The sequence below is a fragment of the Enterococcus gallinarum NBRC 100675 genome, assembly GCF_001544275.1.
Classification (GTDB): Bacteria; Bacillota; Bacilli; order Lactobacillales; family Enterococcaceae; genus Enterococcus_D; species Enterococcus_D gallinarum.
The window spans coordinates 1-14186 of record NZ_BCQE01000038.1 but is presented as its reverse complement, the minus strand read 5'-3'; the positions used below and the strand labels follow the sequence as shown (position 1 = coordinate 14186).

14 protein-coding genes and 1 pseudogene are annotated in these 14186 nt (G+C 39.5%); 12 read left to right on the top strand and 3 right to left on the bottom strand.

The window, feature by feature from the left end:
• Window positions 1-111 precede the first annotated feature (111 nt).
• From EG2_RS16415 to EG2_RS16360, 12 genes are all read left to right on the top strand, one after another.
• Window positions 112-1053 carry a glycoside hydrolase family 113 gene (locus tag EG2_RS16415; RefSeq protein WP_060815430.1) on the top strand — a complete coding sequence of 314 codons (942 nt, stop codon included), beginning with the start codon at window positions 112-114 and terminating at the stop codon, window positions 1051-1053.
• 122 nt (window positions 1054-1175) lie between these two features.
• Window positions 1176-2486 (top strand): ABC transporter substrate-binding protein, encoded by a 1311-nt coding sequence (locus tag EG2_RS16410; protein ID WP_003128918.1) that lies wholly within the window; start codon window positions 1176-1178, stop codon window positions 2484-2486.
• Window positions 2487-2705: 219 nt separating this feature from the next.
• The gene (locus EG2_RS16405; protein ID WP_002320609.1) at window positions 2706-3623 is read left to right on the top strand and encodes a carbohydrate ABC transporter permease; all 918 of its coding nucleotides are present in this window, start codon (window positions 2706-2708) and stop codon (window positions 3621-3623) included.
• Window positions 3624-3626: 3 nt separating this feature from the next.
• The gene (locus EG2_RS16400; protein WP_002320610.1) at window positions 3627-4451 is read left to right on the top strand and encodes a carbohydrate ABC transporter permease; all 825 of its coding nucleotides are present in this window, start codon (window positions 3627-3629) and stop codon (window positions 4449-4451) included.
• Between the two features lie 25 nt (window positions 4452-4476).
• Window positions 4477-5082: a hypothetical protein gene (locus tag EG2_RS16395; protein WP_002320611.1), complete on the top strand. Its 606-nt coding sequence runs from the start codon at window positions 4477-4479 to the stop codon at window positions 5080-5082.
• Entirely contained in the window at window positions 5075-7297 is a 2223-nt protein-coding gene (locus EG2_RS16390; protein WP_029487391.1) for an alpha-galactosidase, read from the top strand. The genes EG2_RS16395 and EG2_RS16390 overlap by 8 nt, the downstream gene beginning before the upstream one ends.
• A gap of 87 nt (window positions 7298-7384) precedes the next feature.
• Window positions 7385-8098 (top strand): GntR family transcriptional regulator, encoded by a 714-nt coding sequence (locus tag EG2_RS16385; protein WP_003128923.1) that lies wholly within the window; start codon window positions 7385-7387, stop codon window positions 8096-8098.
• A gap of 130 nt (window positions 8099-8228) precedes the next feature.
• Window positions 8229-9113 carry an ROK family protein gene (locus EG2_RS16380; protein ID WP_060815429.1) on the top strand — a complete coding sequence of 295 codons (885 nt, stop codon included), beginning with the start codon at window positions 8229-8231 and terminating at the stop codon, window positions 9111-9113.
• Window positions 9113-10090 carry an acetylxylan esterase gene (locus EG2_RS16375; protein ID WP_002372643.1) on the top strand — a complete coding sequence of 326 codons (978 nt, stop codon included), beginning with the start codon at window positions 9113-9115 and terminating at the stop codon, window positions 10088-10090. Before EG2_RS16380 ends, EG2_RS16375 begins: the two co-directional genes overlap by 1 nt.
• Before the next feature lie 6 nt (window positions 10091-10096).
• Window positions 10097-11485 carry a glycoside hydrolase family 1 protein gene (locus EG2_RS16370; RefSeq protein ID WP_003128926.1) on the top strand — a complete coding sequence of 463 codons (1389 nt, stop codon included), beginning with the start codon at window positions 10097-10099 and terminating at the stop codon, window positions 11483-11485.
• A 553-nt stretch (window positions 11486-12038) separates the two neighbouring features.
• Entirely contained in the window at window positions 12039-12485 is a 447-nt protein-coding gene (locus EG2_RS16365) for an organic hydroperoxide resistance protein (RefSeq protein ID WP_003128928.1), read from the top strand.
• 85 nt (window positions 12486-12570) lie between these two features.
• Window positions 12571-13260 (top strand): Crp/Fnr family transcriptional regulator, encoded by a 690-nt coding sequence (locus EG2_RS16360; protein ID WP_060815428.1) that lies wholly within the window; start codon window positions 12571-12573, stop codon window positions 13258-13260.
• Between the two features lie 44 nt (window positions 13261-13304).
• Here EG2_RS16360 and EG2_RS16355 read toward each other — a convergent pair whose 3' ends face one another.
• The 3 genes and pseudogenes from EG2_RS16355 to EG2_RS16350 form a co-directional block, all read right to left on the bottom strand.
• Window positions 13305-13496 (bottom strand): helix-turn-helix domain-containing protein, encoded by a 192-nt coding sequence (locus EG2_RS16355; RefSeq protein WP_002372651.1) that lies wholly within the window; start codon window positions 13494-13496, stop codon window positions 13305-13307.
• Window positions 13497-13566: 70 nt separating this feature from the next.
• Window positions 13567-13845 (bottom strand): annotated as a pseudogene (locus EG2_RS19815) (ATP-binding protein); the annotation flags it as partial.
• Between the two features lie 30 nt (window positions 13846-13875).
• Window positions 13876-14186: transposase (locus tag EG2_RS16350; protein WP_169793141.1), on the bottom strand; the 311-nt coding region annotated here is incomplete at its 5' end.

Sequence of the window (14186 nt, the reverse complement as noted above, 5' to 3'; positions counted from 1 at the left end):
TGTATAAATCATTATAATCAAAAGTATATATTTTTGTTGTTTTTTTCTTCTTCGTCCTTTATAATATAGAATTGAAATCGATTACAAAATAAAACGTGGAGAAGTGAAAAGATGGAAACTATCAATGGGATAACTTTTGGGTTTATGAGCCAACGGGGAGACTGGCAAGATCCAATGAGTCGAGAATCATTACGCATGATGAAAGAAGAGTTAGCTGCAAGTCATGTGATATTACCAATTACTGTCACACAAGCTCATCCTCAGTCTACCAAAATCGATTGGCAAAGTGACAACGTTTTAATAGATGCAGAAGTGAAAGGGATGATCGCTTACGCTCAGGGAATCGGGTTGAAAGTAATCTTGAAACCCATGGTCAATGTGGCAGATGGTACGTGGCGAGCGCACATCAATTTTTTTGATTACGATGTTCCCTGCGAGCCGACTTGGAGCCAATGGTTTGATTCCTATCGTGAATACCTGAATCACTATGCAAAACTCGCTGAAGAGACAGGGTGTGTCATGTTGGTAATCGGCTGTGAATTGGTTAATAGTGATCGACGGGAAGCTCAGTGGCGGGAAACTATTTCCCAGATTCGACAGCATTACAATGGTCTACTAACTTATAATTGTGACAAGTATCAAGAAAATAATCTAACTTGGTGGGATGCTGTAGATGTCATCTCTTCATCAGGCTATTATCCGATTGACAAATGGGAACAAGAATTGGATCGGATTGAACAAGTGGTAAATCACTACCAAAAACCTTTCTTCTTTTGTGAAGTGGGTTGTCCAAGTCGTGAAGGAAGTCAATATCTACCCAATGATTGGAGTTTTTCAGGGGAAGTTAGCATGATAGCGCAATCACGATGGTTTGAAAAGATGTTTACTGCTTGTGACAAGAGAAACTGGATTCAAGGCTTTGGTATTTGGGACTGGAGGGCGCGGTTATATTCGCGAGAGATGGCGCTCAAAGACGACGATTACGGGGTTTACGGTAAACCGGCTGCGGCGATCATTCGAGAATTTTACAAAAGTACAAAACAATATATATAAAAGTATATACTTTGAAATGGGAATGCAGTATTATATTTATGTAATCGTTTTCCATTTCTGACGTAACAGGCCATGAACAGTTTTTGGTAACAGCACTTTATTAATTTATAGGAGGAAGTAACATGAAGAAAAAAATGCTAGGTTCAATGATCGTCTTGGGAGTAGCAGGTTTAGTTCTAGGGGCATGTGGAAACAACAAAGATTCAGCTAATGACAAGGATGGTGGGAAAACTGAGACCATTACCTTCATCAACCACAAAACCGACTGGGAAACCAATGGAAAATGGGATGAATACATGACAAAATTCAATGAGAAGTACCCGGATATCAAAGTAGAAATTCAAACGATTACAGACTATGCTGGCCAAATTAAAACCCGGATGAATAGTGAAGAATATGGGGATGTTTTGATGATTCCAGGAGATATCAAGCCAGAAGATTATGGGAACTTTTTTGAACCACTTGGTAAAAAGGAAGAGCTCAGCAAAGAGTATATGGGTTTAAATGATCGGTCCTATGATGGCACGAGTTATGGCTTACCGTCACAGATGAACGCCACTGGGATGGTGGTCAATCAAAAGGTCTTCAAAGATGCTGGTATTGACGAATTTCCACAAACACCAGAAGATTTTGTAGCAGCATTAAAAACAATCAAAGAAAAAAATACTGATGTGATGCCGCTATATACTAACTATGCGGCTGGTTGGACATTATCAAACTGGGACTTTGTTCGCAGTGGTGCTTCTGGTGATAAAGACTTTACCAATAAGATGACTTCAGACAAAGAGCCATTTGCAGCGGGTAAAGTGATGAATACGATTTATAAAACCCTATACGATGTTAGCAATCAAGGGTTGATTGAGGCTGACCCAACTACATCTGATTGGGAACAATCAAAAGTAGATATGGCTAATGGTAAGATTGGGATCATGGTTTTGGGAAGTTGGGCGGTACCACAAATCAAAGACATCAATGCTGATACTGCTGAGGACATTATCTTCCAACCATTTCCAATGACTGCCGAGGATGGTAAACAATATTTGCCAATTGGAGCAGATTATAACTATGGGATCAACGTTCATAGTAAGCACAAAGAAGCGGCGCGCAAGTTGATCGACTGGTTAGTCAATGAATCAGACTACGCGGAAGAAAACGGGGGCTTGTCAGCAAAAATTGGAGCAGATTATCCAGAATCATTGAAGGCTGCACAAGATGCTGGGGTTGAGTTAATTGAAGAAAATCCAGCACCAGCCGGAAAAGAATCATTGTTTAGTTCAATCAATGACCAATCTGAACTAGGTTTGGGTACGACAGATGCTGAAAAGCAACGAATCATCGATGCAGCAGTTGGTAACTCTAACGAAAGCTTCGAAGCTATTATGAAAGACTTCAATACACGCTGGTCAGATGCGATAGCAGAAGTGGGAGAGTAAAATTTTTTTAGAAGTCACCCTAGCAGTTAGGAAAAGACTTTTGATTGATAGCAAATAAAGTTTTGATTGTAGGCACTAACTTTTGTCTGGCAACTTGTGCCAGGCAAAAGCACAGTGTCGTAAAGAAAACTTATCTTGGTAGTAACTTCTTTTGCAGGAGTACATAGCGATTGCGGACCGTGGTCGATATGAGGGGTTTTAGAATAAGGAGGAGCCAACATGAATAAACAGGGAGAGTTTACCATGAATAAGACGGTGAAAAAATCCCGTTTTAGCCAAAAAACTGAAAAAAGAATCTTGATCTTTACTTTTACCATTATTCCGGTATTTTTATTATTAATGTTATCTTATTATCCTTTAGTGAAGATGTTCCAGTACAGTTTGACAGAGTGGAATGGTTATTCCCCAGACAGTAAATTTGTCGGACTAGATAACTACAAGACAGTCTTAACCAATCCAAAATACTTTACCGTTTTTAAAACCAGCTTGTATTACTTCTTTGCAACTTTTTTGCAATTGGGTGTCGCTTTATTGTTTGCAACGATTTTGTCCTTTAAGGTCAAATTTGCTAATTTTTGGAAGGGGATTTTGTTTTTCCCTTATTTACTAAATGGGGTAGCAATTGGATTTATTTTCTTGTACTTCTTTAAAGGTGATGGAACTTTGGATACAGTGCTATCGGCGCTAGGTTTGGAGAGTCAAATTCGGCTATGGTTAGGAGATCGCTCCATCAATAATATTTCTTTGGCCTTTACTTCCTTGTGGCGTTATACCGGCTTTAACTTTTTGATTTTTTTAGGAGCAATCCAGTCGGTCAATCCAGAAGTTTATGAAGCAGCCGAAATAGATGGGGCTAATCGTTGGGATGAGTTTCGTTATATCATCGTACCGAGTATTCGCAAAATCATCTTCCTAAATCTGATTTTGGGCATAAGCGGCTCCTTGAGTGTCTTTGATATTCCATATATTATGACTGGAGGATCCAACGGCACCATGACCTTTGTAATCCAAACCATCGATACTGCCTTTAAGTATAATAAAGTTGGTTTAGCTTCAGCGATGGCAGTTATTTTACTCGTGATTGTCTTAGTGGTGACGTTGATTCAACGGAAATTTATTAGCGAGAAGGAGGCATAGAAGATGAAAAGACAATTTTCTATCGGACGTATACTTCAATATTTGATTTTGATTATCGGGGCAGTGGTTGCCGTACTACCAATCCTGGTAGTTTTTATTGGCTCTTTCAAATCCAATAATGAATTTTTGTCTACCAGTGTCTTGTCGCTACCAAAGTCATTGGACTTTAGTAATTACAAAACTGCGTTTATCAATGGTCAGATGTTGACAGGTTTTAAAAATACGTTGCTTATTTTTTCAATTAGTATGGTAGGTAAGCTTTTGTTAGGCTCGATGTTTGCCTATGTTATGAGCCGTTTTGATTTTAAACTGAAAAAGCCGATTATGGCTTTGTTTATGATGGCAATGTTGATTCCTGGCATTACTAGTCAAGTAGCGACGTTCCAAATCATTGAAGGAATTGGCTTGTTCAACACGATTTGGTCAGTTATTTTACTAAATTTGGGAACAGATGTGATTTCCATCTATGTTTTTTTGCAATACTTAGATGAAATCCCAGTCTCTCTAGACGAATCGGCCTATTTGGACGGGGCCAACTATTTTGGTATCTTTTGGCGGATTATTTTACCGAACTTAAAGGCACCTATTGTCACTATGCTAATCATCAGCGGTGTGGGTGTTTACAATGATTTCTATAATCCATTCTTGTATATGCCCGATCGTAAACTAAAAGTGATCTCCACGGCACTCTTTGCATTCAAAGGCCCTTATGGAACCAACTGGCCAGTGATCTTAGCCGGGGTAATTATTGTTATTTTACCGATTTTGGTTGTCTTCTTGGCTTTGCAAAAATACATTTACAATGGTGTTGCTGGTTCTGTGAAATAAGCTTACCGGAAAAGGAGGGTTACTGGTGACCGAGAAGTCCAGTAAATTAGTAGTTGCAGTGGAATTACTCTATGTCCTAGTAAAGTGTTCCTTGCATTTTTGGGGCTGGTTAGTCACTGGTGGCTTTATTTATGGCTGGGTTAGTAGCCATAAAAAGTTAGTTTTTTGTGTCGACCATCCAGAAGCCTTACAAGAAAAGCTCTGTCGACTAACCAAGAAGCTACCACCTACGAAACTGTGCGAAAAAGTGCTATCTGTGGGCGTATTTTTGTCCTTGGCGATCTTTTTATCTGGTGCGTGGCTCGGTAGCACTTCACTAGGCTTGTTTTTTAAAGTTACTGGGGGATTATCTTTGCTTCTTTTCTTACTCTATAATGCACACTGGGTCTTGGGAACAGCGACGTATGACGAAATGAAGGAAGCTCCTGTTGCTATTGGGTATCAGCTATTACTTCAGACATTACGACCCAGTTTGCTAAATGGCTTCATCTTGGGGACCTATGCCTTTTGGATCCTATTATTGCTGGTCAGTCCCTTGCTGTTTTTCTTGGTGGCTCCTGGCGGAGTGGCCTATTTACTGAAAAAAGGCTCGCAAAAATTTCGTGAAATGGAAGGAATAAATCATGATTAGTGTCAATCCTGAAAGAAGAGAGTTTCACCTAAAAAATCAGAACATTAGTTATATTTTTCGGGTAATGGAAGAGTTAGACGTCTTGGAACAACTCTATTTTGGAAGTAGTATTCCTATTTATGATCAATATGATTTTTTGATTGAAAGAGAAATACGTCCCGCTAACAACCAAATCAAGCAAAACTACACTACTTCGTTGGAACATATCAAACAAGAAGTGGGCCTCTATGGTACCACTGATTTTCGCTATCCCATGCTACGGGTACGCTATCCAAAAGGAGATCGTATTAGTCACTTTACCTATCAACACTATCGGATTGAATTAGGAAAACAGGCACTTTCTGGCTTGCCTGGCAGTTTTGGTGAAGCGGGGGAGACTTTAATTATCACCTTGCAAGATCGTTATTCACCTTTGCAAGTCGAGCTTTACTATACCTTGTTTGGTGAAGAATCTGTAGTGACCAGACAAATGAAGATCATCAATCCTAGTGAGACGACCTTTGAGTTATTGGACTGTCTGAGTTTTAATCTGGATCTTCCAAATCAGCACTATGATTGGCTACACTTGGATGGAGCTTGGGCGAGAGAAACCCAGATTAGTAGAAATTCCATTGCTTATGGTGTGCAAGAAGTCGCCAGTACTCGTGGAGCCAGCAGTCATGTCCACAATCCTTTTATGGCTGTTTGTGAGTCCAATGCGACGGAAGAACAAGGAAAGATCTATGGCTTTAGCTTAATTTATAGTGGCAATTTTGTGGCACGTTTGCAGCTGGATACTTATGACATTTTGCGAATTCAAATGGGTATCAATCCTTTTGAATTTGCTTGGCAATTAACTCCAAAAAGCACATTTTTGACACCGGAAGCAGTACTGGTGTATAGTGAGGCCGGTTTTAATGGTATGAGTCAAAGCTTCCATCATTTTTTCCAAGAGCACTTGATATCATCTCGCTGGTCTCATAAGCAACGACCTGTTTTAATCAACAATTGGGAAGCCACTTATTTTGATTTTGACAGTGAGAAATTATTACAAATCGCTGAAAAAGCAGCAGCAATCGGTGTGGATCTGTTTGTGTTGGATGACGGCTGGTTTGGTACTCGGAATAGTGATAATGGCTCTTTAGGTAATTGGCAGGTGCAGCTAGCCAAAATACCAGAGGGGATCTCTGCCTTTGCGACGAAAATCAATCAATTAGGTTTGGAATTTGGGCTGTGGTTTGAACCCGAAATGATTTCTACGGATACACCCTTGTATGAGATGCACCCTGAGTGGGTAATTGGTAATTCTGAGAAGCAAATCTCTCATGGACGGAATCAGTTTGTCTTGGATTTTAGCAACCCAGAAGTGGTGGAGACAATTTTCCAGCAAATCGATTGCGTTCTTGCTTGTGGCAAAATTACATACCTGAAATGGGATATGAATCGTTATATTTCAGAACCATTTTCCAATTACCTCGCCGATGGTAATCAAGGAGAGTTGTTCCATCGCTACATTTTAGGTGTTTATGACCTGTATGAAAAAATCTTAGCAAAATACCCCGATTTGTTGATTGAATCCTGCGCTGGTGGCGGTGGCCGTTTTGATCCTGGGTTACTCTACTATGCACCCCAGACTTGGGCCAGTGATGATACTGATGGGGTCGAACGCTTGAAAATTCAATACGGGGCTTCGATGGTTTACCCATTAGCTAGTATCGGTAGTCATTTGTCACAGATTCCCAATCATCAAGTAGGGCGTTCGCCAGGACTGACTTTTCGTAATCAGGTAGCGATGTTTGGTACTTATGGTTTGGAGTTGGATATTACGAGGATGTCAGATGTAGAGCTACAACAGGTAAAAGCAGCGATTGCCACCTTTAAAGAATACCGAGAATTGATCCACGAGGGGCGTTTTTATCGTCTCAATAGTCCTTTTGATAATACCCAGTGTAGTTGGATGGTAGTTTCAAAAGATTTGAGTGAAGCTTTGGTGGCGGATTATCAAGTGTTGGGTAAACCGAATCCGGCTTATCGTCGTTTATTATTGGCCGGTTTAGATTTGGAAGCTAATTATCAAATCAATCAACTGCCACAATTACGTTCCGGTAAGGATCTTTCTAGCATTGGCTTGATTATGGGTGGCAACTATGTCGGTCGAGCAAAAGACTATTGGTCCCGTCAATTGCCGGGGGATTATGCGTCTCAACTGTATCATTTACGACGAGTAGATAAATAATTTCAAAAGGACAGTGGCTGGCTATTTCCATTCGGTAGCAGATAGGATAAGATATTAGGATAAGCCATAAGTGGAGGTAACATGACGATGAAAAAATATATCCTTATTTCCAGTGATATCCGTAAGAAGATACTGGAAGGTGTATATCAAGCAAATCAACAAATTCCCTTCGAAAAAGATCTTTGTGTGGAATATGACGCTAGTAAGATGACGGTGAAAAAGGCCTTAGATATGTTAGTGTCAGAGGGATTGATTATCAAACGTCGTGGATCCGGTACTTTTGTCAAGGATTTGGCGACCGATGAAATAGAACGAATTGCGGTGGCTAATCAGTTTCGTGGGACGACTGCTCTCAATCCAGGAAAAGAAGTTAAAAGTAAAGTTTTGGAGTTTAAGGTAATAGAAGCGGATAACTTGGTAAAAAATAAATTAAATATGCAGGAAGATACTTTCGTGTATGATATTTATCGGGTGCGTCACATTGATGGCAAGCCGTTGGTTATGGAAAAAATGTACATGCCTATCGATTTGATTCCTGGTTTGAAAAAAGCCAATATTGAAGGGTCCATTTATGAATATATTGAAGAAGATCTCGGTTTGAAAATCCAAAGTGGGCATCGACGCGTCAGTGTCCGAAAGGCGACTGAAATCGAACAACAGTATCTAGAATTGGATTCGGGAGATCCGGTGGCAGTGGCAGAGCAAATTGCTTATTTTGATACAGGCATCGCTTTTGAGTACTCCATTTCAGTTCATCGTTATGATAGTTTTTCGGTGGAGTTTGTCTTAACGAGAGAATAAGTAAGCGGAAAAATCCTCTTTCCGCTTTTTATTTTGATTTTCAAATTTTAAAAGTATATACCTAAAAATAAATAACTACTTACAATGAAAATTAGTGTAGGTAAGTAGACTGAGAAAGTAGGGGGAATTCTTGAGTATTTTAGCAATTGATATTGGGGGTACGAGTATCAAATATGCTCTGTGGGCAGCAGAAGCCTTGACCGAAAAAGGTTCCTTTGTGACACCCGTGACTTGGGAGCAAATGAAGATGGACCTAAAAGCCACTTTGCATAATTTAACCAGTTGTAGTCAGACACCGATTGAAGCGGTGTCGATCAGTGTACCCGGAGCAGTGGACAGTGATCAGGGGATTATCGGGGGCTACAGTGCGATCCCCTATATTCATAAAATTCATTTTGTTGCAGAATTAGAGGAGTTATTGGAAAAACCTGTCTTCGTGGAAAATGATGCCAATTGTGCAGGGTTAGCAGAAGCCTTTTATGGTGCTGCCAAAGATGCCAAAAGTTCAGTTTCTTTTATCATTGGATCGGGAATCGGTGGAGCCGTGGTGTTGGAGCGGAAACTAGTCAAGGGGCATAACTTATTTGGAGGCGAATTTGGCTACATGTTGGCGGAAAATGGACAAACGTTAAGTGAGTTAGCCAGCCCTGTTCATGCTGCAAAGCGCTATTGCGAACAGAAAGGTTTGGTATCAGGTATTACAGGTCGAGAACTATTTGATATTGCTGACACTGGAGATCAATTGGCTCAACAAGAAGTTCAACAATTGTTCCGAGCCTTGGCGATTGGTATTTATAATGTTTGCTTGGTCATCGATCCTGAAGTAGTCTGTATCGGTGGTGGCATATCAATGCGCAAAGTTCTATTGGCTCCGGTAAAAGCCCAATTATGTTTGTTACAACAACATCATCATTCAGAGGACCAACGAATTACTGTGAAGATTTGTCAGTTTCAACAAGATGCTAATCTGATAGGAGCAGTGGCAAACTATCACTTACGAAAGGAGCAAGTTTAATGTATGCAATAGATGCAAAAAAAAGGTGGCAAAACTATCAAGGGAGTCAGCGAAAGCCTGCTGATTTTGAAGCTTTTTGGCAGGCAGGGTTTCAAGAGGTAGATGATTTGGGGACAGACTATCATTTAGAGCCTCATCCCTTGAATTCTTCAGTAGCAGAAGCATTTGATTTAACTTTTACAGGTGTTCAAGGAGCCACCGTCCATTGTCAACTCATTCGGCCTAAACGTCTGCAAAAAAAGTCTCCCCTCTTGCTTCAATTTCATGGGTATCACTCAGATGCTGGGGATTGGTCAGACAAGGTCGCTATGGCTGCTGAAGGCTTTTGGGTAGTGGCACTCGATGTTAGAGGACAAGGTGGTTTGTCAGAAGATGTGGGATTGACCACGAAAACCAGTCTGAAAGGGCATATAATCCGGGGAGTGGAGTCTGGACCAAATGATTTATTTTATCGAAGTGTGTTTCTCGATATTTACCAGTTGACTCGGCTAATGGTAGCAGAACCCCAAGTGGATACCAGCCAACTGTATACCTATGGTGCGTCACAAGGAGGAGCTTTGGCGTTGATTTGTGCGGCTGTTGCTCCGGAAATCAAGGAATCTTTTGTTTGTTATCCGTTCCTAAGTGATTATCGCGAAGCTTATCGCTTAGATGTAGAAAACTCCGCCTATGAAGAGTTGGCTTATTGGTTTCGCTTTAAAGACCCCTTGCACCAACGAGAAGAAGCTTTCTTTGAAACATTGGATTACATTGATTTGCAATACTTTGCTCCTTGGATCAAAGGGAAGGTGCATTGGGCAATTGGCCTTGCAGATACAGTCTGTCCACCGAAAACCCAGTTTGCTGTGTACAATCAGCTAAGTAGCGCAGCTGACAAAGAAATGCTATTTTATCCAGAGTATGGCCATGAATACTTGCCAAAATTTGGCGATCATATGCGGCAGTGTTTAGCCGACGTTTTGAGAGAAAAGGAGTAGAATGCTATGTTGACATTTCCAAAAGATTTCTGGTGGGGTGCAGCCACATCTGGTCCCCAATCAGAAGGCCGTTTTCAAAAGAAACATGCCAATATGTTTGATCATTGGTACGATATTGAACCTGAAGTTTTTTATGACCGAGTGGGGCCAGATATGGCTTCGAACTTTTACAATAGCTACCGAGAAGATATCGCATTGATGAAGCAAACGGGATTGAATTCCCTTCGCACCTCGATTCAATGGACCCGTCTCATCAAGGATTTGGAAACCAATGAAGTGGATCCAGTGGGTGTTGCTTTTTACAATAATGTGATTGATGAGTTCCTCTCTCAAAATATCCGACCGATTTTTAACCTCCATCATTTTGATTTGCCAGTGGAGCTTTACCATAAATATGGCGGTTGGGAATCGAAGAAAGTTGTCGATTTGTTTGTGGGATTTGCTGAACAATGTTTTGCTTTGTTTGGTGACCGTGTGAAAGACTGGGTGACCCACAATGAGCCGATGGTGGTAGTAGATGGGGAGTACTTGTTCCAATTTCATTATCCAAAATTGGTGGATGGCAAGAAAGCAGTACAAGTGGCATACAATTTAAATCTCGCTTCCGCTAAGGTCATGGCGAAGTTTCGCGAAATGGGTCAACCACAAGCTGGTGGCCGGATTGGTACCGTGTTAAACTTGACGCCAACTTACGCAGCTTCAGATGCTGAAGCAGATCAAGAGGCAGCCCGAATTGCCGAACTGTGGAACAATAAAATGTTTCTCGACCCAGCCATCAAAGGGGAATTTCCTGTGGAATTGCTAGAATTGCTGACTAAGGATGGGGTATTGTGGCAGTCAACTGCTGATGAGTTAGCTTTGATTAAGGAAAATACTGTTGATTTTATCGGAGTGAATTTCTATCATCCAAACCGGGTCAAGACACCTGACATTGCTCCAAATTCAGTGGGTGCCTGGATGCCTGATCGTTATTATGATGCATATCAAATGCCTGGCCGTCGCATGAATATTGACAAAGGTTGGGAAATCTATCCCAAAGCAGTGTATGACATTGCCATCAATATTCGCGATAATTATGGCAATCTACCTTGGTTTGTTTCTGAAAATGGCATGGGGGTTTCTCGGGAAGAACGCTTTATGGATGAAAAAGGGCAAATTCTAGACGATTACCGCATAGAATTTATCAAAGAGCATCTCCAATGGTTGCATAAAGGGATTGAAGAAGGTTCCAACTGCTTTGGCTACCATCTATGGACTCCTATCGATTGCTGGTCCTGGAGCAATGCCTACCGTAACCGCTACGGCTTAATCGCTAATGATATTCACACTCAGATTAAGACGATTAAGAAATCTGGGGAATGGTTTAAGACATTGGCGGAGAATAATGGTTTTTAAGAAGATTTAGGAGGGAGGAGTGAATTTGTTTTCAAAAACTCCTTTGTGTTGGAGTAAATGGAAAATCTGAACGAACAATAGGGTTTATTGATGAAAAGTCATTCTAGTTTCTTCAGTGCTTTGTCAAATGGTGTTGTTTTGACCAAATCACACTTTAGGAAATGCCTTGGCATTTCCTTTTTTGATGTACCCTGCACGGGTAGCAACTTTGTAGCTGATGGAATCTGAAGGAAACCTAAAGCAAAAAATTATATCATAGTTCATCCATTTTATAACTAAATCAAATATCATTCGAATTCAAGGAACAGTGGATGTGTTTATTGCGATAGGTGGTTCTTTTGGAGGCGCAATAATAGCTTTGTTAATATTTATTTACCTTAACAAAAAGACCAATAAACATAGCTAATAAAGTTCAAGTAAAGAGATATACTGCATCCAACGATATTTTTTCATAAAGTTATTCTTAACTTTATGATTCTTGATTTAGATCAATGCCAACACCAACTTTATTTCCTAAAATAGGACCATAAAAGTGAAAAGGAGTGACTTCAATATGTCAGATTACAAAAAAATTTACGAAACAACAGCGACTAATACCGGTGGCCGTGATGGAGTGAGCTATTTAAATGATGGATCATTTGAAGTGAAGATTTCTACACCTAAAGAAATGGGAGGATCTGGGAGTGGAGTAAACCCAGAACAATTATTTGCTTTAGGATACAGTGCTTGTTTTCACGGGGCATTAGAAATTGTTAAGGGTCAACGTAAAATTCATCAATCTTCACAAGTTACACATACAGTAAAATTATACAAAAAGCCAGACGATGTGGACTTTAAATTAAGTGTTGAGATTCAAGTTGCAATTCAAGATTTAGATTTAGAAGAAGTTCAAAAAATTGCTGAAGAAGCGCATAAAGTTTGTCCATATTCTAAAGCAGTAAAGGATTCCATTGAAGTTTCAGTACGCGCTGTTCTTTATGATGCAGATAAAGAAAAATAAGTATAGAAAATCGTTCACTGATGATATTACATGAGTGAACGTTTTTTTATGCTATACTAACCACAAAAAGAGGAGTAGTAAGAACATGATTGGTTTCACAAAATATGATCATTGTATAAGTACAATGCCTTTATTTCAGGGATTGTCCCTCACTGAAATTCAATTTATCCAAAGTGATATTACAGAACAAGCTTTTTCTGCAGGACAGTTTATCTATCAAGCAGAAGATATACTTGAATCTCTTTATCTTATTCAAGAAGGAAAAGTAAAAGTTTATCGCTTAGGTTCTTCAGGTAAAGAACAGGTGATTCGTATTTTAGAACAGGGTGATTTTGTGGGCGAGCTGGCATTATTTGAAGAACAACATTATGGATGCTTTATAGAAGCAATATCACCAACTAAAGTATGTACCATTCAAAAGGACAACTTTAAGCGGATTTTACTATCGCATCCCCAAATAGCTCTAGAACTTTTATCAGAAATGGCGAGACGTCTTGATAATACAGAACGATTAACTGTAGGAATCACGACTGAAAGAGCAGAAACACGCTTAATTCAGTATTTGTTAGAAGAAAATATAAAGCAAAATACAGAGCAGATAAAATTGGAAACTACGAAAAAAGAACTTGCTTCTTATTTAGGGATGACTCCAGAAACACTTAGTAGATATTTAACAAAACTCACTAGGAATAATCTAATAAAGCAGCCAATTCCTAATATAATCGAGTTAACAAATGTAACTGAATTGAAAAATTTAATGGATAAGGTGAGGTAGATAAGAAGAAAGGGAGAAGCAAAATGCATCTCCCCAAAATGAGCTTATTCCTTGATTTCAAATTTTGAAATTGCTAGATAGACTGCAATCATACATTCTTGATAACAATCTTGATCGTATTTTCCGTTTCTCCACGATTTTTTGTGCATCAACGAGCTGAATCTTTTAAGAATGGCTTCAATGGCTTCTTCATTTCCAGCTTTTGCTAAAATAAAATCTTCTTTCAGTGTATTCATAGACCATCTTCCTTTCCATAAATTTAAATATTATTTATGGGAGGTGGTCGTATTAAAAGTGAAATCGAGTAAGTTTTAAATAAGCATAATTTTCTCCTGTTTTATAATTGGACATTTTTTTCATCTCTAAACTTCTATTAATCATTCGATTGTAGAAATCATCTATACATTCAGAAATATCTTCTTTCTTGTAATAGACATTTTCCATAACTGTACCTAAATCAGCTAAATCTGCATTTTTGGGGTCTAAAATAAATAATTTAGCTTTTGTTCGTAGTAGGGCTTCAATAATTGTAAGAATGAAATATGTCTTCCCACCACCGGTACCGGGAGCGTCAATAATTTTGTGTAAATGATTCTTCCCTACTGCAGATTGTTTCTAATTCTCAATCAGTTGGCTTAGCATTTGTTCAAGTTCGCCTTCGGCCTGTTGAAAGCCTTTATGACTGCGACCTAGGAATTTTTGGTTGTAAGTATCAAAAGACGAGACTAAGAAACGTTCCATCGACTCTTCGTTTTGGAACTGTTCCTTGCGGTGGCTGTATTTCTTGATTTGCTTATTAAAGGATTCAATCAAGTTCGTAGAATAAATACTCTTGCATATGGCCAAGGGGAAATCATAGAAAGTGAGCAAGTGATCGTTCGAAAGAATCGATTCAACCACTTTTGGATAGCTGGTTTTCCTTTTTT

What these genes read in the sequence shown, in the direction of transcription:
- EG2_RS16415 (WP_060815430.1), top strand. Translation starts at nt 112, where the DNA reads ATGGAAACTATCAATGGGATAACTTTTGGGTTTATGAGCCAACGGGGA.
- EG2_RS16410 (WP_003128918.1), top strand. Translation starts at nt 1,176, where the DNA reads ATGAAGAAAAAAATGCTAGGTTCAATGATCGTCTTGGGAGTAGCAGGT.
- EG2_RS16405 (WP_002320609.1), top strand. Translation starts at nt 2,706, where the DNA reads ATGAATAAACAGGGAGAGTTTACCATGAATAAGACGGTGAAAAAATCC.
- EG2_RS16400 (WP_002320610.1), top strand. Translation starts at nt 3,627, where the DNA reads ATGAAAAGACAATTTTCTATCGGACGTATACTTCAATATTTGATTTTG.
- EG2_RS16390 (WP_029487391.1), top strand. Translation starts at nt 5,075, where the DNA reads ATGATTAGTGTCAATCCTGAAAGAAGAGAGTTTCACCTAAAAAATCAG.
- EG2_RS16385 (WP_003128923.1), top strand. Translation starts at nt 7,385, where the DNA reads ATGAAAAAATATATCCTTATTTCCAGTGATATCCGTAAGAAGATACTG.
- EG2_RS16375 (WP_002372643.1), top strand. Translation starts at nt 9,113, where the DNA reads ATGTATGCAATAGATGCAAAAAAAAGGTGGCAAAACTATCAAGGGAGT.
- EG2_RS16370 (WP_003128926.1), top strand. Translation starts at nt 10,097, where the DNA reads ATGTTGACATTTCCAAAAGATTTCTGGTGGGGTGCAGCCACATCTGGT.
- EG2_RS16365 (WP_003128928.1), top strand. Translation starts at nt 12,039, where the DNA reads ATGTCAGATTACAAAAAAATTTACGAAACAACAGCGACTAATACCGGT.
- EG2_RS16360 (WP_060815428.1), top strand. Translation starts at nt 12,571, where the DNA reads ATGATTGGTTTCACAAAATATGATCATTGTATAAGTACAATGCCTTTA.
- EG2_RS16355 (WP_002372651.1), bottom strand. Translation starts at nt 13,496, where the DNA reads ATGAATACACTGAAAGAAGATTTTATTTTAGCAAAAGCTGGAAATGAA.